Origin of the sequence: Microcoleus sp. AT3-D2 (assembly GCF_036705715.1) — a bacterium.
Lineage (GTDB): Bacteria > Cyanobacteriota > Cyanobacteriia > Cyanobacteriales > Microcoleaceae > Microcoleus.
Genome location: NZ_JAUBVE010000005.1, coordinates 59,694 through 76,872 on the forward strand (window position 1 = coordinate 59,694; position 17,179 = coordinate 76,872).

Annotated in this window: 18 protein-coding genes; 9 read left to right on the plus strand and 9 right to left on the minus strand. The window is 45.3% G+C overall.

Features of this window, described 5'->3' with window-relative positions; genetic code table 11:
• Positions 1 to 12: 12 nt before the first annotated feature.
• Entirely contained in the window at positions 13 to 300 is a 288-nt protein-coding gene (locus tag QUB44_RS03755; protein ID WP_333363280.1) for a hypothetical protein, read from the plus strand.
• A 94-nt stretch (positions 301 to 394) separates the two neighbouring features.
• Here the strand turns inward: QUB44_RS03755 and acs are convergent, their stop codons facing one another.
• The 3 genes from acs to QUB44_RS03770 form a co-directional block, all read right to left on the minus strand.
• Entirely contained in the window at positions 395 to 2,365 is a 1,971-nt protein-coding gene (gene acs / locus QUB44_RS03760) for an acetate--CoA ligase (RefSeq protein WP_333363282.1), read from the minus strand.
• 121 nt (positions 2,366 to 2,486) lie between these two features.
• Positions 2,487 to 2,849, minus strand: coding sequence for a DUF5615 family PIN-like protein (locus tag QUB44_RS03765; RefSeq protein ID WP_333363284.1), 363 nt, complete (start codon positions 2,847 to 2,849; stop codon positions 2,487 to 2,489).
• Complete coding sequence (locus QUB44_RS03770) at positions 2,827 to 3,342, minus strand: DUF433 domain-containing protein (RefSeq protein ID WP_445299866.1); 516 nt, start codon at positions 3,340 to 3,342, stop codon at positions 2,827 to 2,829. The genes QUB44_RS03765 and QUB44_RS03770 overlap by 23 nt, the downstream gene beginning before the upstream one ends.
• A 117-nt stretch (positions 3,343 to 3,459) precedes the next feature.
• Here QUB44_RS03770 and QUB44_RS03775 point away from each other — a divergent pair, with 117 nt between their 5' ends.
• A complete protein-coding gene (locus tag QUB44_RS03775; protein ID WP_333363501.1) occupies positions 3,460 to 4,119 on the plus strand; it encodes a restriction endonuclease subunit R in 660 nt (219 codons plus the stop codon).
• 243 nt (positions 4,120 to 4,362) lie between these two features.
• Positions 4,363 to 5,385, plus strand: coding sequence for a galactose-1-phosphate uridylyltransferase (gene galT, locus QUB44_RS03780; RefSeq protein WP_333363286.1), 1,023 nt, complete (start codon positions 4,363 to 4,365; stop codon positions 5,383 to 5,385).
• Positions 5,386 to 5,639: 254 nt separating this feature from the next.
• On the opposite strand, the gene QUB44_RS03785 is transcribed toward galT, so the two are convergent.
• Both QUB44_RS03785 and QUB44_RS03790 read right to left on the minus strand, forming a co-directional pair.
• Complete coding sequence (locus tag QUB44_RS03785; RefSeq protein ID WP_333363288.1) at positions 5,640 to 5,924, minus strand: hypothetical protein; 285 nt, start codon at positions 5,922 to 5,924, stop codon at positions 5,640 to 5,642.
• Between the two features lie 156 nt (positions 5,925 to 6,080).
• Positions 6,081 to 7,058 (minus strand): acetamidase/formamidase family protein, encoded by a 978-nt coding sequence (locus tag QUB44_RS03790; protein WP_333363290.1) that lies wholly within the window; start codon positions 7,056 to 7,058, stop codon positions 6,081 to 6,083.
• Between the two features lie 321 nt (positions 7,059 to 7,379).
• On the opposite strand from QUB44_RS03790, the gene QUB44_RS03795 reads away from it, so the two are divergent.
• Positions 7,380 to 9,173, plus strand: a complete 1,794-nt coding sequence (locus QUB44_RS03795; RefSeq protein WP_333363292.1) for a metallophosphoesterase family protein — start codon at positions 7,380 to 7,382, stop codon at positions 9,171 to 9,173.
• 163 nt (positions 9,174 to 9,336) lie between these two features.
• Here QUB44_RS03795 and QUB44_RS03800 read toward each other — a convergent pair whose 3' ends face one another.
• Together QUB44_RS03800 and QUB44_RS03805 are read right to left on the minus strand one after the other, a co-directional pair.
• Positions 9,337 to 10,542: a DUF4336 domain-containing protein gene (locus QUB44_RS03800; RefSeq protein ID WP_333363294.1), complete on the minus strand. Its 1,206-nt coding sequence runs from the start codon at positions 10,540 to 10,542 to the stop codon at positions 9,337 to 9,339.
• A 126-nt stretch (positions 10,543 to 10,668) separates the two neighbouring features.
• Positions 10,669 to 11,511 (minus strand): Uma2 family endonuclease, encoded by an 843-nt coding sequence (locus tag QUB44_RS03805; RefSeq protein ID WP_242716859.1) that lies wholly within the window; start codon positions 11,509 to 11,511, stop codon positions 10,669 to 10,671.
• A gap of 119 nt (positions 11,512 to 11,630) precedes the next feature.
• Between QUB44_RS03805 and leuB the strand changes: the two genes are divergently transcribed.
• On the plus strand, positions 11,631 to 12,716 hold the full coding sequence (gene leuB / locus QUB44_RS03810) for a 3-isopropylmalate dehydrogenase (RefSeq protein ID WP_333363296.1): 1,086 nt from the start codon (positions 11,631 to 11,633) through the stop codon (positions 12,714 to 12,716).
• 155 nt (positions 12,717 to 12,871) lie between these two features.
• On the opposite strand, the gene QUB44_RS03815 is transcribed toward leuB, so the two are convergent.
• Positions 12,872 to 14,350, minus strand: a complete 1,479-nt coding sequence (locus QUB44_RS03815) for a bifunctional orotidine-5'-phosphate decarboxylase/orotate phosphoribosyltransferase (RefSeq protein WP_333363298.1) — start codon at positions 14,348 to 14,350, stop codon at positions 12,872 to 12,874.
• Positions 14,351 to 14,605: 255 nt separating this feature from the next.
• On the opposite strand from QUB44_RS03815, the gene QUB44_RS03820 reads away from it, so the two are divergent.
• Complete coding sequence (locus QUB44_RS03820; protein ID WP_333363300.1) at positions 14,606 to 14,809, plus strand: pentapeptide repeat-containing protein; 204 nt, start codon at positions 14,606 to 14,608, stop codon at positions 14,807 to 14,809.
• Positions 14,810 to 14,856: 47 nt separating this feature from the next.
• Positions 14,857 to 15,567, plus strand: coding sequence for a DUF547 domain-containing protein (locus tag QUB44_RS03825; protein ID WP_333363301.1), 711 nt, complete (start codon positions 14,857 to 14,859; stop codon positions 15,565 to 15,567).
• 63 nt (positions 15,568 to 15,630) lie between these two features.
• Here the strand turns inward: QUB44_RS03825 and QUB44_RS03830 are convergent, their stop codons facing one another.
• Positions 15,631 to 15,792: a hypothetical protein gene (locus tag QUB44_RS03830; RefSeq protein ID WP_333363302.1), complete on the minus strand. Its 162-nt coding sequence runs from the start codon at positions 15,790 to 15,792 to the stop codon at positions 15,631 to 15,633.
• Between the two features lie 121 nt (positions 15,793 to 15,913).
• On the opposite strand from QUB44_RS03830, the gene QUB44_RS03835 reads away from it, so the two are divergent.
• Both QUB44_RS03835 and QUB44_RS03840 read left to right on the plus strand, forming a co-directional pair.
• Positions 15,914 to 16,405 (plus strand): hypothetical protein, encoded by a 492-nt coding sequence (locus QUB44_RS03835; RefSeq protein WP_333202130.1) that lies wholly within the window; start codon positions 15,914 to 15,916, stop codon positions 16,403 to 16,405.
• Between the two features lie 123 nt (positions 16,406 to 16,528).
• Positions 16,529 to 17,179: phospholipase D-like domain-containing protein (locus QUB44_RS03840; RefSeq protein WP_333363303.1), on the plus strand; the 651-nt coding region annotated here is incomplete at its 3' end.

A 17,179-nucleotide genomic window follows, 5' to 3' on the forward strand; every position in this document is an offset into this window, starting at 1 on the left:
GGAGAAAAAATAATGGCTCTTCTAGAATGTGTAAAACCTGGTGCTAAACTCGGTCAAATTATTTTTGCCGTCGATCTTACTGTTGCCGGTGCTGTCGATCGCGTTCTGGCAAAAATTCAAGACTTGGGATATGACCCAGAAATTCGTCATGTCAACTATCCGTCTGGAGTTCACGTCTTGGCAATTCTCAAAGACGAACAGCACAAGCAAGCAGTTGATGATGACTACTTGCTGGAGGATTGGCTACAGGTAAGGTCTGAAATTAACGCCGATGCCGTTCATCTGTGGCGCGGCAAATAAGCTACTGAGCAGTTATCTAAAACCGCAGATAAATGCAGATTATTATTAAATTTATCCGCGTTTATCTGCGTTTATCTGCGGTTACAAAATCTCCCTACGAACCTCCCCGCAACTTATCTAAAACCGTCCGGTCTTCCAAAGTCGAAGTATCCCCAGAAACCTCTTGTCCAGCAGCCAAAGAACGCAGCAAACGCCGCATAATCTTCCCGCTTCGAGTCTTCGGCAAAGCATCAGTAAATCGAATTTCGCCGGGACGGGCGATCGCCCCAATTTCCTTAACAACGTGCTGCTTCAACTCAGACGCCAATTCATCGCTAGGTTGCTGCGAGTTGTCCAGCGTAACAAAAGCCACAATATCCTCACCTTTAATCTCATCCGGTTTACCAACAACCGCAGCTTCCGCCACCGCTGGATGCGATACCAAAGCTGACTCAACTTCCATTGTGCCGAGTCGGTGTCCGGCGACATTAATTACATCGTCAACGCGGCCCATTACCCAGAAATAACCGTCTTTGTCCTTGTGCGCGCCGTCCCCTGCAAAGTACACAAATTCGCCATCTTTCGGGTGCAAATATTCCCAATAGGTGCGGCGAAAACGGTCTGGATCGTTGTAAAGTGTACGCATCATTCCCGGCCAAGGATGTTTCACCACTAAATAACCGCCGCTTTCGTTAGTTACTGGTTCGCCATCTTGGTCAACAACATCGACCACAATTCCGGGGAACGGTAGGGTTGCAGAACCGGGTTTTGTAGGAATTGCACCGGGCAAAGCGGTAATCATAATTCCCCCGGTTTCTGTTTGCCACCAAGTATCGACGATCGGACAATTCGAGTTGCCAATTACGCGCTGATACCACATCCAAGCTTCCGGATTAATCGGTTCGCCGACGGTTCCTAATAATCGTAAAGAGGACAAATTGCGCGCGTTGGGCAAGTGTTCGCCCATTTTCATGAATGTTCTGATCGCAGTGGGTGCAGTATAGAAAACGGTGACGCCGTATTTTTCAATTACATCCCAAAAACAGCCAGGATTTGAAGGGCGAGGAGCACCTTCATACATTAAAGTTGTTGCACCGTTGGACAGTGGCCCGTAGACAATATAACTGTGTCCAGTAATCCAGCCGACATCAGCAGTACACCAGTAAACATCGGTATCTTGGAGGTCGAAGATCCACTTGGTTGTCATGTGGGTATAAAGGTTATAACCACCGGTTGTATGGACGACACCTTTCGGTTTGCCGGTACTTCCCGAAGTGTAGAGTACGAACAGCAAATCTTCGCTATCCATCGGTTCGGCAGGGCAGTCGGCGGAGGCGTCTTTTTGCAACTCGTGCCACCAGCGATCGCGCCCCGGTTCCATGTCAATTTGCTGTTTGGTACGCTGAACTACCAGAACGTTGGTAACGCTGGGTACGGCATTATTTGCTAATGCTTTGTCTACTTGTGTTTTGAGGCCGACGGCGGTATCTTTGCGGAAGCCACCGTCAGCGGTGATGACAAGTTTTGCTTGGCCGTCGTTGAGTCGATCGCGCAATGCTTCTGCACTAAAACCGCCAAAAACAACGCTGTGTACTGCACCGATTCTGGCGCAGGCTAGCATGGCGATCGCAGCTTCGGGAATCATGGGCATATAAATGCCGACGCGATCGCCCTTTTGGACTCCCAATTGTTTGATGACGTTCGCCATTTGGCAGACTTCGCGGTGGAGTTGCGCGTAGGTGAGGGTGCGCGAGTCTCCGGGTTCGCCTTCCCAAATCAGGGCGGCTTTATTTTTGCGCCAAGTGGTTAAGTGGCGATCGAGACAATTGTAAGAAATGTTAATTTTGCCGTTGACAAACCATTTAGCAAAAGGCGGCTGCCAGTCGAGCACGGTATCCCAGTTTTGGAACCAGTGCAATTCTTGGGCGGCAAGTTCTGCCCAGAATGCTTGGGGGTCAGCTTTGGCTTTATCGTAGAGGGCTTGGTACTCTTCTAAGCTTTTGATGTGTGCTTTTTCGGAGAATTCAGCGGCCGGGTGAAATAGGCGTTTTTCATGAAGAATTGATTCGATGGTATCTTGTGACATTGCTTTTAACTTTAACTTCGGTTAGTCTTTTTAACTATTGTTTGCATAAGTTGGGGCAAAAGTATGTTTATTTTCCTTAAGACTTTGGGAAATTTTGTAAATGTTGGAGCTGCATGAGAAATTATAGCACTGGTAAATTGTAAATTCTATCTTGGTACTCATTATCAAATGATGCTTCATAAATCAGAAGCAGTAGTTCAATATTTTGACCGATACTCAGCTTGGAATTCAGGATAAATATTCCTGGAATGTGGCGATCTTGCTCTAGATGAGCTGTTAAATGAACTGGCATAGAGCGGCGGTTGTTGGTAACAAGAATAAAATTGTGTATTTCGCACCAAATAAGAATTTCTGGATCGAGAGTCCCTTTAGAAGGTGCTGTTAGTTCTCCCACTGCTAGAACAACCAGATCGGGATTGCGCCTGCGAATTTGGTTAACATACGCAGGCTCGACATTTTCATCAAAGAGATACTGGATTGACATCCACTTTTCTCCTTGCATCTCTTTCTGCTTTGAATTTGCGGAGTTTTTCAGTCACGGGAGGAGGATTGCGACGTTGTTCTTCTCGCATTTTATCGCCCCATTCCAACCATTCGGTTATGTACTGACCGACTGCTTCTTTGTTGTGCAGGTAGTACAAAATGGTCGCATAAACTTGTTCGAGAGTGAGGGATGTATAAATATTAGCAATTTCTTCTGGAGTTCGAGCGCGAAACAGGTATTCATAGAGAATGGTTTCGATGCCAATGCGGGAACCTTTGAGGCGAATATCGTCAGGTCTTAGGAAGGTGAAATAGTCTTCTAGTTGCGTGGTTTGGTGGTTGGCTTCATGAGATTGCTTCTCTTTATTAATTTCTGTTACTTCGGGAACCAGCACAATTACTTCGGCTCGGCTGTTGCGATATAACTTGAGCGGTTCACCAACGCACAATTGTCCTCGATCGTCGATCGTTGCCATCACTTTAATTGCTTTCATACAATCTACCCGATTTACAGGAGCGATATCTGGTATGATTATATCATAACAAATCCGATGGTAATGCTTTTATAATTGATATTATAATTGACATTAACAGCCGATCGCACTAAAGCCATGACGCAAAATTTTGAAGCAAGCCAACTCTCGCTAAATGACGTTCGCCGCCTTCTAAAATTGGAAGAGCGAGAAGGAGATGCCTTCACCGATTTTTTCTCTCTGGAACCGCTGTCAGAATTAGAACAGCAGGAAATATTAAAAATTAGAACTGACTTTCGACGCTACTTATCCGCCGGAAAAGTTTCAGAAGAACTCGTTAAGTTTTTAGTGCTTTCACCGTTAATGAGATTAGCAGGATTTTTTGATATTCCGATCGTGCTGACAATGGAAGATAGCATCCCCATCGAGGTTGAGGATGGGGATACTTTAATTAAAGGGCGGTTGGATGTTTTAGCGGTAAATCAGCCGGATGCAGAACTCGCGGCTGCACAGTTTTGGATTTTGGTAGTCGAGGCGAAAAATAGTGCGATCGATCCTTGGGCCGGTTTGCCGCAATTGCTGACTTATGCTTATAAAAGTTTGCAGCAGCAATCGTCTGTTTGGGGATTGACGACGAATGGACGTAACTATCAGTTTGTGTATCTGACGCGCGGCAATCCTTGTACTTATCAGATTTTACCAGACTTGAGTTTGACTGACCGAGAGCGATCGCTCTTGTTGGCGCAAGTCTTGAAAGCTATTTGCAAGTTGCAAAATGTGCAGTTGCAGTTGGCTTAATCTCTGCGGTTAAAATCTGTGCTTGCTTGTACTGCCTAGACAGATATTCTGTAACATCGGGAGCAACCACTTTAGTCCCTAATCGCCCTCTCTCGTCGATCCCAACTGTTGTTAACTTTTGTTGGGGAACTGCTGGGAAAATTAGAAATCAAGATTTGTTAAAAAACTGCAAAAGCGAGTGACAAAAAGCCAATCATTCTCTAGAATAATAAACGGTTAAACCCTGCAACTGAAGGTAAGAAAATGTCTGAACTTAGACAAAATCTAATTACCAGAGATTGGGTAATCATCGCCACCGAACGGGCGACAAGACCGGATCAATTCGCTAACAAAAAAAAGTGGGCAGCAGAAGTGCCACCGCACCGCGCCGATTGCCCGTTTTGTGTGGGAAATGAGGAAGACGGAACCTTGGAAACTTGCCGTTTGGGCGATCGCACGGGCTGGAAAGTCCGGGCAATTCACAACAAATATCCCGCCCTCTCCCCGACAGCCAAATGGATGAGGATATCATCGGGAATTCACCGCACGATGGCGGGAATCGGCATTCACGAGGTAATTGTCGAACATCCGCGACACGATTTGACGACAGCTTTGTTGAGTGTTGAAGAAGTTGAAAACATACTTTTAGTATACCGCCAGCGCTATGTAGAAATTAGAAAAAATCCCCACATTGAAACAATTATTATCTTCAAAAATCACGGGGAAACTGCCGGAACTTCTCTCGAACACCCCCACTCGCAGATAGCAGCGACGCCCGTTGTACCCAGCCAATTTCGCAGCCGCATCGACGAAGCTATTAGATATTTTGACGACACGGGAGAATGTCTGTTTTGCCGCACTTTGGAAGATGAATTAGCGGCGAAGGAAAGAGTGATTTGTGAGAGTGAACATTTTGTGGCTTTTATTCCTTACGCGGCACTTTCACCGTTTCACACTTGGATCTTTCCGCGCCGGCATTCCTCTTCGTTTGATGAAATTACTGATGCGGAAATTACGGATCTTGCTGATACTTTGAAAACTGTACTGGCTAAGTTTTATTACGGATTGAACAATCCCGATTACAACTATAATATTCGATCGGTGCCGATCGCCCAACGGGCAACAAAATACTTTCACTGGTATATCGCCATTATTCCCAGAGTCACCAAGCAAGCTGGATTTGAGTTGGGCAGCGGGATGTTTATCAATACTGCTTTGCCCGAAGAAAGTGCCGCGTTTTTGCGATCGATCGAAATTCCTAGCGACAGTAATTTCTCCCCCATCTAAAGTATCCTACATCACAATAGGTCAAATTTACTTCAAATTGGGGTAGAAATGCACGCAGCTACTCTGAGTTACGAGTCTGCGTTGGGGGAGGAAACTGATATTATTTGAGATTTGAGATTTGAGATTAAAGAATTGGGAATAAAGGATGATCTAAGGGTTTAGATCACCGACCTAAAGTTGGATTCTTTTTTTAAACAGGTATAAATTACGCTCTAAAGTTATGAACGTACAAATACTTAGGGATTTTACCAAACTCACAATAAACTTTCGACATACTGCCAGCCGTCGTCGCTAAAAGTAGCTCTCAACATATCTCTAATTTTGGCATCGATCGATAATATCCCCTCACCCGAATCACCATTCTCGCCGATTTCGCAACTGTCTTCAGACAGATGTTCTTGGATGTGGGCCAGAGTATCGGCGAAATTAGCCAGAAAATAATGTTCGTGCACCCACGCTGTCGGATCTGGTATTGCTGCACTCCCAAAAGCTCGATCAACTAAATCTTTTTTTGCAACATCGTCAGTCTGGTTTTTCATGTTGAGTTCGATTTAGGTAGATTTCTTAACTTATCTCATTTTAAGCTTAATTGTCAACAGGAGCGCGATCCGGATCGACCACAGCAGTGACAAATTTGTGTAGTTTGTGCGATCGCGATCTTAATTTTTTTGTCGATCGCGTGTTATCATATTACCTCAAACTCGGTGGTCAATAATGTTCACATCGAGCAAAATACACTTGGGAATCATTCCGTGAACTCCTTTTTGAGGATTGTTGACAGCCTGCGTAATCCGAAAATTTACGATCAGGGAACACAAAACATAAGCATCTTCCTCTTTGAAACCTGCAAACTTTTGCAGCCAATAAACCGTCTGTTTTACCGCCATGTCAAACGCTTCATCTAATGTTTTACCGAATCCCATAATCACAATATGAGTGGGCGTTTCAGCAAACGGAAATATCAGAATAAAATCCTTGCGTAAGATGATTTGAATCGTCCCGTTCATCGAAGTTTCAATGGCAGTACCGTCAACTTCACCGTCTCCTTGTGCCGAATGTCCGTCGCCGATGGACAGTAAACCGCCACGCAGAAAAACAGGTAAAAATAACCGTGTTCCTGCTTGGAGTTCCTGATTGTCCATATTGCCGCCGTAGCGCGCTGGAGGAATAGAAGAACGGTTGATTTCTGCATTGGCAACGCCGATAATGCCAAAAAAAGGATGCAGGGGAATCCGAATGCCGCTACCTGTGGGAAATTCAGCATTTTTTTGCTCTAAATCTAGCGGAATAAACCGCAATTTAGGTTCTGAGAAATACTCAGGCAAAGCTCCCCATCCGGCGCGAATTGCATTAAATCCTACTGATAAACTCGGGTAAACATCCTCAATGTGAATTTCTAAAACGTCTCCCGGTTCGGCATTGTTAACATAAATCGGGCCTGTCAGCAAGTGGGGCCCTGGGCCAACTTTGCGGTTGGGGGGCAAATTCTGACAAATCTCTAAAAATTCGGGGGTGAGAAATTCGGGCGGGGCTTTGTCAGCAACATAATATCCTGAATAGGTTTCGATATCGATGCGATCGCCCGAATCTACCCTTAAAGCAGGTTTGATATTCGGAGAGAAACCGCCCAAGTGTACGGTTTTGCAGTTAGCCTTGAGAAGGTGGCGAGTCATGGGATTTTAGATTTTAGATTTTAGATTTTAGATTGAAGGAAGGGTGTTAAGAATGTTATATCGCAAGTCTCAAGCATTTTTGATAAAGATTTTTTTAATGAACCGCAGAGGGCGCAGAGGGCGGAGAGAAAGAGAAAGAGAAGGGAGAGTTCAGAAGATGTGAAAAAATGGTTGAAGTTTGTTAGATGTGAGATATTTTACTAATTTTTTAACTTTTTGATAACCTTGGTAGTTTAAAATTCCCAGTCGAGAATCTAAAATCGATGGCTGTTTTTTCTTCAGACTAATGACTAATGACTAATGACTAATGACTAATAACTTATGTTGACACCATTGCCCGATCAATTAGAAAATCATAGAGATTTGCCCCGCAATCCCTGGTTTTTTGGTGTTTTGATTTTGATTGTCCTACTGCTAGGTTTCATTATGCAATCTTACCTCAACGAACCTCAGCTTTTAACCGATCCGTTTCTGCAACTTCCAACAGCAAAATCGGTGCGAGTTGTCTGGTTCACCGAGTTTCCTGGTACTCGCAACACTGTTGCTTACGGCGAAAATTTGAGTCAAATTGCGGCTGCAAATACTACCAAGCTAAGCCGCACTCGCGAAGACCAAGACTCGCGCATTTCCGATGAAGTCAAACAAAGCATAATTGACAGCAATCCAATTGTCCGCAACATCTGGCGCCACGAAGCAGAAGTCCCCAATTTAATACCCGGTGTTCGCATTCCTTATCGAGTCACTAGCGAAAGGAAAGACGGCGCATCTGTCAGGAGCAAAATTTTCACTTTTTCTCCTACACCAGCAGCAGGAAGTGCGCTCAACATTCTTCTAACTTCCGACCATCAATTGATGCCTATGACAGCAGCAAATCTCCAGAAAGTAGCCGAAACAATTGGGAGAGTTGACGCGGTTTTCATGGCTGGGGATTTAATTAATATACCCGATCGCGCTTCTGAATGGTTTGACGACTACCAAGGCCGCGCCTTCTTTCCCGCGCTGCAAGGTCGGGCATTTTCCGCACTCGACAAAAACGGCATCAAAACCGTTTACAGCGGCGGCGAACTGATCCAACACGCGCCTTTATTTCCCGCCATTGGCAATCACGAAATCATGGGTAGGTATTCAAATAGCAGCACACTCTACAAGCAGTTTCACGATCCTTTTCCCCGCGCCACTGCCGAGAAAATATACGCTCAACGGGCTGCATCTTTGAATCCAAATAATGACCCTTCAGTGCGCGAAATCTGGCTGAAAAACAATACTTTTAATAGCGATACCTATGACGAAGTTTTCAATTTACCTGGTGGCAAAAATTACTATGCTGTGACTTTTGGGGACGTGCGGTTAGTAACTTTGTATGTTACGAATATCTGGCGGACTCCGAATTTAGATCCGGGTGCCAGAGGCAGGTATCGCGAACGGGACGAAGATTTTAATAATCCCGAAAAATGGGGATACGGACAGCATATTTTTGAGCCGATTGTCAAGGGCAGCGCTCAATATACTTGGCTGCAACAAGAGTTAAAGAGTTCGGAATTCCAGCAGGCAAAATATAAAATTGTGATGTTTCACCACCCGCCGCATTCTCTGGGTGACAATATTGTACCTGCTTATACCGATCCAGTGCAAATAGTCGATCGCGCTCTCGATGGCGAGACTAAAATGGTGCGTTACGAGTATCCGAAACAGCAAGATTATCTGATTCGGGATGTAGTGCCGCTACTAGAAACAGCGGGGGTGCAGTTGGTATTCTACGGACATTCGCACTTATGGAATCGGTTTGTAAGTTCCAGTGGAATGCACTTTTTGGAGACTTCTAATGTGGGCAACAGTTACGGTGCTTTTGCGGGGGAAAAGCGCCGATTTGTGCCGCCGGGATATCGGGAAGATTACAGCGCAATTGGAGACCCGAACGGATTGGAACCTGTGGTGCCGACTGTTGCGCCTTTGTTGGGAGAAGACGGGCGGCCGCTGCCGTATATTGATAGCAACGATATTACGGCTTTTACTATTTTTGATACGGGGGAGGGTACGGTTAGCAGCTACTATTTTGATACGCGGAAACCGGAGTCGCAAGTGGTGAAGTTTGATGAGTTTAAGTGCGAAAGGTAAGGGCACGGCATTGCCGTGTCCCTACAGATATCTGAGTCAACTGAGATGTTGCACTATTCTCAATTAGCTGTTTAGGAACGGGCAAGATGCCCGTTCCACAAAACTCAATTTTATTGTGGAACAGGCATCTTGCCTGTTCTTAACAATGGTGCAAGATGTAAGATTAAACCTTCTCTTTCGCAGGTGGAACCAAACCAGTTTTATTCAAACCCGCATCAATCTGCCTGAGCAATTTAAAATCATCTTCCGGTAAAGAATTAACAGACGAGTGTTTTTCCAGAAATGAGAATGCTTGCCGAAATTCACGCGGCCGGGAGTCGATCGCACTATCGAAGTGACAAGGTACAATCCTTTGAAAGTCCCAACTCGCCACTTGATCCACCCAATCGAGAGTTTCCCTCGGCGCGCGGTTGAGAATCAAAGTCTGCAAAATCGGCGCGACAAACAACCGCCCTCCTCCCCGCAAAGCCTCAAACGATCGCACCCAATCTCTTTTCCACTTGAACGGATACAACCCGAAATAAGCTTTCCTAGAGCGTTCTGGCGCTTTGCGTGCGCTGGCAAATACCTCCGACCACGGTGGCACTTCCAGCACGCTGGGGCTAAAATACATGGCAAATAAGGCGATTCTCTGCCACCCTTTGCGCCGATTTTCGTGGGTGTCAGCCACCGTCTCCGAGGCGCTGTCTTTGGCGTGAAATAGCAGGGGGTAAGAGTCGAGTTGGACGATCGCCGGCGGATTTTCGGGAATCGAAACTATGGAATCTGTTAGCATCAGCGTGCGCGATCGTCTGTGAAATAACGCAACTTCGGCAAATCTGCCCAAACCGAGGTCGAGGGGGCCGAGAATTGCCCAGTCAAATTGATCCGCTAACGGCGTGTTGCTGCTGTCAAACGGCAGTACAGAGGTGCGTTTCGCCGGCAAACCCAGCCAACTCAGCGGCAAATTCACCGGGAAACTCCACTGCTGCGGGGCGACAAACACCTGCGCTTCGGGAAAACACCTCGCAAAGGGGCCGACAAAAACTTTGTGCTCGATGCCCGAAACCGTTGTCAGCAGGATGTACTTCACCTCGCCGTGCTCTGCTACTAACTCTTTTACCAAGCGGATGCACTCAGGAGTCGGTGCAACCGGGGCGTAGACGAGAAGGCCTTCGGGTTCTAGTTTAATTACTGTCATCCGAATCGGGACGATCACGTAAAAAATGCCTTGTAGCTGGTCAAAAGTCCAGATTGTGTCCTTGACTATTTCCTTGCGGATGGTGCGCCGCTTGCTGTAGGGATAGAGGGGGACAACTGGCCAAAATGCCCAAGAATAGTCCCGATAATCAATCTGTGCTGATGTTGGTATGCCTTCGCCCTCTGCCACTGGTGCGACTCCTTGCCGATTTTTTTGTACGTGCGTGCGATCGAACTGTTTTTATCTTATTTCACTCCTGTTGCGCGGATTCGAGGAGTTGAAAACGGGTTTCACCAGGCCTGGGTGCGAGAACTATTAAACCAACTGTTCAGGATCAATGCCTAGTTCCCGCAACCGCGCCGCTAGTCTTTCCTCTCGCTGTTGAGATTCTGTCAGTTGCTGTTGAGATTCTGTCAGTTGCTGTTGAGCTTCAATTACTTGCTGTTGAGATTCAATCAGTTGCCGTTCCGCCGCCGTCGCCCTTTCACCCGGACTCAAAATCAACCCTCCTTGGGCCGTAAACCACCGCAACCACAACCGATTCATACTCTTATAAGTGCCTTGCCACCAACCTAAACTCAACTGCAACTCAGGAATAAATAACCGCCCATCAATTAATTCTGCCGGTTCATAGTGGCCTCCTACAAGATGAAAAGCTCGCAATTCATCCGTGTAGCGACTGAAAATAAAATAGTAAGGAATCCGCAAAATTTGTTCATAAACTTGCCACTTAGTCGGCGGTTCCCCAGCTTGCTGAACAGTCCGCCCTAAATCTTCATCTTCAGTGCCCGGCGATAGCAATTCCACCACCACAAACGGATTTACCCGTTCTTGCCAAACTACATAACTCAAACGCATATCGCGCCCTTGATAAAGCCTTGGCACACCCACCGCAGCAAACCAATCCGGGCGTTTATGCCAGCGCGGTTGTGTTGCATCGTAATACAAATTTAGGTCACTGGCTGTAAAGACTTGTTCCGCATCCCATCCCGGCGGCAAAAAGGTGAATTCCAAGAGTTGCGGCTGATCTAAATGAAATGTATCGGGCAAACCGGGCTCCTTTGGGTCTTCGCTAGGTAAATCATACATTGTTGGCAAACTCTGCCGGGGGTCTAGAGGCGGTTCAGCTTGAGCAGGCGGGTAAGTCGGGAATGTCATAATGAATTCTGAGGTTGCTTATCCTGATATGATTATAGCCTTGTGAGAATGTCTTGCATTTCCAAAGAATTCCCATTAACTCTCAATCTCAAATCTCAAATCAAACCTCCAAAATCGATATGACTCAAAACTACCGCATCACTCTTTTACCAGGAGACGGCATCGGCCCTGAAATTATCGCTGTGGCGGTAGATGTCCTGAAACTTGTCGGCAAACAATTGGACATCGGCTTTGAATTTCAAGAAGCTTTAATGGGCGGTGCTGCTATTGACGCAACAGGCAATCCGCTGCCAGAAGAAACACTGGAAAAATGCCGCAACTGCGATGCAGTATTGTTAGCAGCAATTGGCGGTTACAAGTGGGATAATTTGCCCCGCGAACAGCGCCCGGAAACGGGATTATTAGGACTGCGCGCCGGATTGGGATTGTTTGCCAATTTGCGGCCGGCGACTATTTTACCGCAATTGGTTGATGCTTCTAGTTTGAAACGGGAAGTTGTCGAAGGCGTGGATATTATGGTAATCCGCGAACTCACAGGCGGCATTTATTTCGGCAAACCGAAAGGTATTTTTGAGACGGAAACAGGCGAAAAACGCGGCGTTAATACGATGGCTTACACCGAGTCAGAAATTGACAGAATCGGGCGAGTTGCTTTTGAGACTGCCAGGAAGCGGGGGAAAAGGCTGTGTTCCGTTGATAAAGCGAATGTTTTGGACGTTTCCCAACTGTGGCGCGATCGTATTATTGCCCTTTCTTCAGAATACCCTGATGTCGAACTTTCTCACCTCTACGTTGACAACGCAGCCATGCAGTTAATTCGCTGGCCGAAACAGTTCGATACAATTGTCACGGGCAATTTATTCGGCGACATTCTTTCCGATGCGGCGGCGATGCTAACTGGTAGTATTGGAATGCTGCCTTCTGCTAGTTTGGGAGCAAACGGGCCGGGAGTTTTTGAACCCGTGCACGGTTCCGCACCAGACATCGCCGGACAAGATAAAGCCAATCCCATCGCCCAAGTTTTGAGTGCGGCAATGATGCTGCGCTACGCCTTAAATCAGCCGGAAGCTGCTAATAAAATTGAGCAAGCAGTTGTCGAAGTTTTGGATCGAGGTTATCGCACTGGTGATATCATGTCGGAAGGCATGAAAATCGTCGGCTGTCGGGCAATGGGCGATGCTTTAATTGAAGTTTTGCAAGGTTGATTTATTTACCTTTACTCGTTCCCAGGCTCTGCCTGGTAACGCCTTTCAGGAGGCTCTGCCTCCATTAAAACAAGGCAAATGAGACATAGATAAAGGAGGCAGAGCCTCCGGGTATTAATTACCAGGCAGAGCCTGGTAACTAGATATTTTATACTTTAATGTTCCGCAGTCAAAAGATGGAATTGCTCGGTATCGATGCGATTTGCTTGATACAAAGTTTGAGCTATTTCCGAAAGCGCTAACACAGAATGGGCGCGATAACCGTTGGCCTGCATCTTATCTTTGACTCCCTGTTCGTGGTCGATTAATACCACAATATCTTCCACATTCAACCCAGCCGATTTTAACTTAGCCGCGCCTTCCATCACGCTTTTGCCACTAATCAAAATATCATCGACTACGACAATCGTTTCTCCTGCCTGAAAATGCCCCTCAATTAATTTTCCCGCCCCGTAAGTTTTCACCTCTTTGCGCGGGAAAATCATCGGGCGTTCCATCCGCAATGCTAAACCCGTTGCTGTGGGTAAAGAACCGTAGGGAATTCCTGCAATGCGATCGAATTTTAAATCCTTGAGAATGTCTGCATAAGCGCTGACAATTTGATGGAAAATCTGCGGAATAGAAATTATTTTCCGCAAGTCGATGTAATATGGAAATACGGCTCCCGATGCTTGTACGTGGTCGCCAAAAACTACGCAGCCGATGTCATAAAGTTGCAAGATTAAATCGCGGTGAGGTTCCTGTTGCAAAAAGCAAACATCGGGCAGCCACAATTCGCAAGTGGGGCTACCTTCGATCGCCCGCAGCCTCTGTTTATTAATACTATCCCGCAATTTCTCAATTTCTCGGCGCGGCTCTTTCTCGGCTAATAAACTCGGAGGGACTGGCAGCAGCAAATCTTCACCATTCTTGCTTAAACCGGCCGCCAGCAGTTGTGCGAGGTCGTTTTCTTCTGTGAGGTCATTTTCTACCGCGATGTCTCCTTCGACTAAAATTAAGCGTTCAGGAGCTTCTTTGCGGATGCGGGCTAACATATCCGGCAATACTCCTACTTCTAAACCGACTTTTTCGGGAGTTCCCCAAGTTTGAGAGAGTCGGACTAATTGCAAATAAAAAGGGTTGTTTGGCGTCGGGTATTCTTGCACAGCCTCGGCTGAGGGGTTGGCGGTGGCACAGAGGACAAAAACAGTTTTTCCAGCGTATAACAAAAAAGGCGCTACTTGGTCGAATCCGGCATAGGGACTTAAGGTAATAGCGTCAACTCGCCAGTCTTGAAATACAATTTTGGCAAACACTGCGCTGGTATTTAAATCGCAGTGTTTGGCATCTAAAATTACTGGCAGGTGAGGGGGAATAATTGTTAAAATTTCTTGCAGCAATGCCCAACCGGGAATACCGAGAGATTGGTAAAAACCGAGGGTGATTTTGCAGGCACAGATTAAATCGGCTGTTTGGTCGATCGCACATTTCAGCTTTGACAACAAATCAGTTACAAAAATTTGAGTCTCTTCCCCTGTCATCGAAACCTGCGGCGGCAAGGTTTCCGGGTCGGGGTCGAGGGCTAAATAAAGCAAACTTTGATTGCTTTCAACAGCCGCTAACAGTTTATCGAAAAAGTTGGTTCGATCCGTCATAGTGTGTTATGGAGGTAAGGGAAATTAAAAAAATTGCAGGTCAAAGTGGGATTGGTGTTGTGCCGGAAGAAACCGATCCCCGTTGAAATTGAAATTAAGAATCTTTTAAGATTGTAGAATGTAAAGAGCAGGAAATCTGTAACTTTGGGAGCAGTTTCATGAGGAATGATTTTCGGGTTGGCTACACCAGTGATTGCACCTAACCCGCAGCAAATCAATTAGTTGCGGTAAACTAACCAGTGTCCTGGCGGCGATTTGATCGGCATTCGCCTGCGGTACGCGAGTTTAGCAAATGCGAATTTGCAAGGGGCAAATTTGAGCGGGGCTTCTTGGCGGCAAGCTAATTTACAAGGCGCTAATTTTACTCAAGCTAATTTAATCCAGAGCCCGTTTGAGGGGGTTAATCTAAAAAATGCTACCGTTGCAGGTGTTATTTGGGTTGAGGGTAGTATTAAATAGAAGCAGAAGCTAAAGCAATGCCCGCCTTAGATTAGGGATAGTAATAAATGATCGGTACGATCGACTTTACGATTTGGGACGAGTTGCTGCAACGCTACGTTGACGATTTGGGCCGCGTCAATTATCGGGGCTGGAAAGCTGAGGGGGCAGATGTTTTGAGGGCGTGGCTGGAAAGTTTGGCGGATGTGGATTTGGCGGATGGTACTGATGCGGATGCGCGGCTGGCGTTGTGGCTGAATGCGTATAATGCGATCGCAATTTCTCAAGTTCTGGAAGTATATCCGATCGCGTCGATCCGTCCCAAAGTTTTGGGAATTCCCAACTGGCTGAGTTTTTTGGATTTTTTCACTCGTTCAAATACGATTATTGGCGGCAAAAAGTACAGTCTCAATCAAATCGAACACGCAATTTTGCGGCCGGAATTTGCGGAACCGCGCATCCATTTTGCATTAGTTTGCGCTTCAGTCGGGTGCCCGCTGCTGCGCCGGGGGGCTTATTTCCCGGAGTCGGTACGGACTCAACTAGAAGCGGATGCCAGCCGTTTTATTCACAATCCTGATAAGGTGCGATATGATGCCGAGAAAAAGACGCTTTATTTGAGCAAGATTTTTAAGTGGTACGGCGAGGATTTTGTAAAAGCGGCGGGTTCGGTGGCTGACTATGTGGGCGGTTATTTGGGGCCGGAGGCGGCTGTGGGTGATGGATGGGCGATCGTTTTTTTGCCTTACGACTGGAATTTGAATCGGGTTGATGGATAAAATTTGCGCCTAGGGGTAGGTGTTTTTTTGAGGGGGTAATTTTTTTCGGCTGTCGTTACCCCTTCAAATTGCCAGATTCAACAGGGCGATCGGATGACACCGAGGCGATCGACTGTGACCAGGTGAGAGGCGATCGGACGGCTGGCACTGGCAAGTGTGAAAAATGCACCATTTAGGGCGGTCTAGAGGGTTTTGGGGCGATCGGCTCGCGGGCACGGCTGGCACGGTCGCAGCGGTGGCACTGTCGCACCGTCTAGCTTTTGTGCGTCAAACCTTCAGATGTAAATGGTTGACGTTTTTTTAAAATTTTGTACAATGTATTTAATTAACTTATTCTGAAAAAATTATGACGCAAGAAAATACACCTGTTTCAGTCGAAGAAAAAATCCAGATATCATCAGATTCAGACAAGTTGTTAATTTATCTGATAGATACTGCGGATAAATTTGCAGGTCAGGTAGACATAGACATTACACTTTCTGTTCAAGGTTTAAGTGTTAGTGGGGTGGTGATTAGTGAGAAATTGTATTTTGAGGGTATATATAATGACCTGAAATTATCTTTTTCTAGTTCTGATATATTAGAAAAAGAGGCTCAAATATTCTTAGAAAATCATCAATCCTTTGCAGCAAAATTGTCAGGCGATCGGGAAGTGAAAAGCCAATTAAAAAACATAGAATACATACATTTAAAAAATGTTGCTTTTTATAATGGCAATTGTTTAACTCCTAAAAACGCTAATAATTTATTAATTCCAAATCATAGAGGAGGTTATTGGAGAGGACATTTAAACCGTGTAGATGGTTTTTGCATAGGAAATTTAACTGAACATAAGTAGTTTAAAGTTCTATACAAAACTCGTTGCAATTTAATTGTGACGGGTTTTGTATAGTGTACTTGATATGTAAAGGGTAGACAAAACTTTGCAGTGGTTTGATGTTATAAATCAGAAAATTACATTATGAGAAAGCCACCTTACTACTATTTAAAAAATATTAGCCGCCGCTGGCACACTGAAATTAAGAAACTTGATGATAATGATCAGCTAATAATACTTTCACCTTACTTGACATCAAAAACAGCAGAAGGAATTTTAAGAGAGTCACAAGTTGCTAATTGTGAGGTATACACAATCTTTTCAGTTCGTAATTTTGTTTCTGGTGCTTCTTCATTAAAAACATTAAAAATTTTACATCAATGTGGTTGTAAACTTTATCATTTAGAAAGACTTCATGCGAAAATGATTATTGCTCCTGGTAGGTTTGCCACTATAGGAAGCCAGAATTTAACGAGAAATGGTGTGAAAAACAAAGAAGCTAGTGTAATAACTTTTGATAAAGAAGAAGTAAAAAAGATTATGGAAATGCTTGATAGTAGTTGGTTGAAAGGATGTAAACCTATCACTACTGAAATGTTGAATGAGCTTGAAGGTAAAATAACTAATTTAAGAAAAAAGTTTAGTTTGATAAATCGAGAAATAAACAAAGAAATAAGTACATTAGAAGATGAACTTTGGAGTAATGAAGACGAACGTATTGAGAATAAATTATTAGCAGAAGAAGCAGCAGAAAAACAGAGACAACTAGAAGAACAGAAACAACGAGAAGAACAG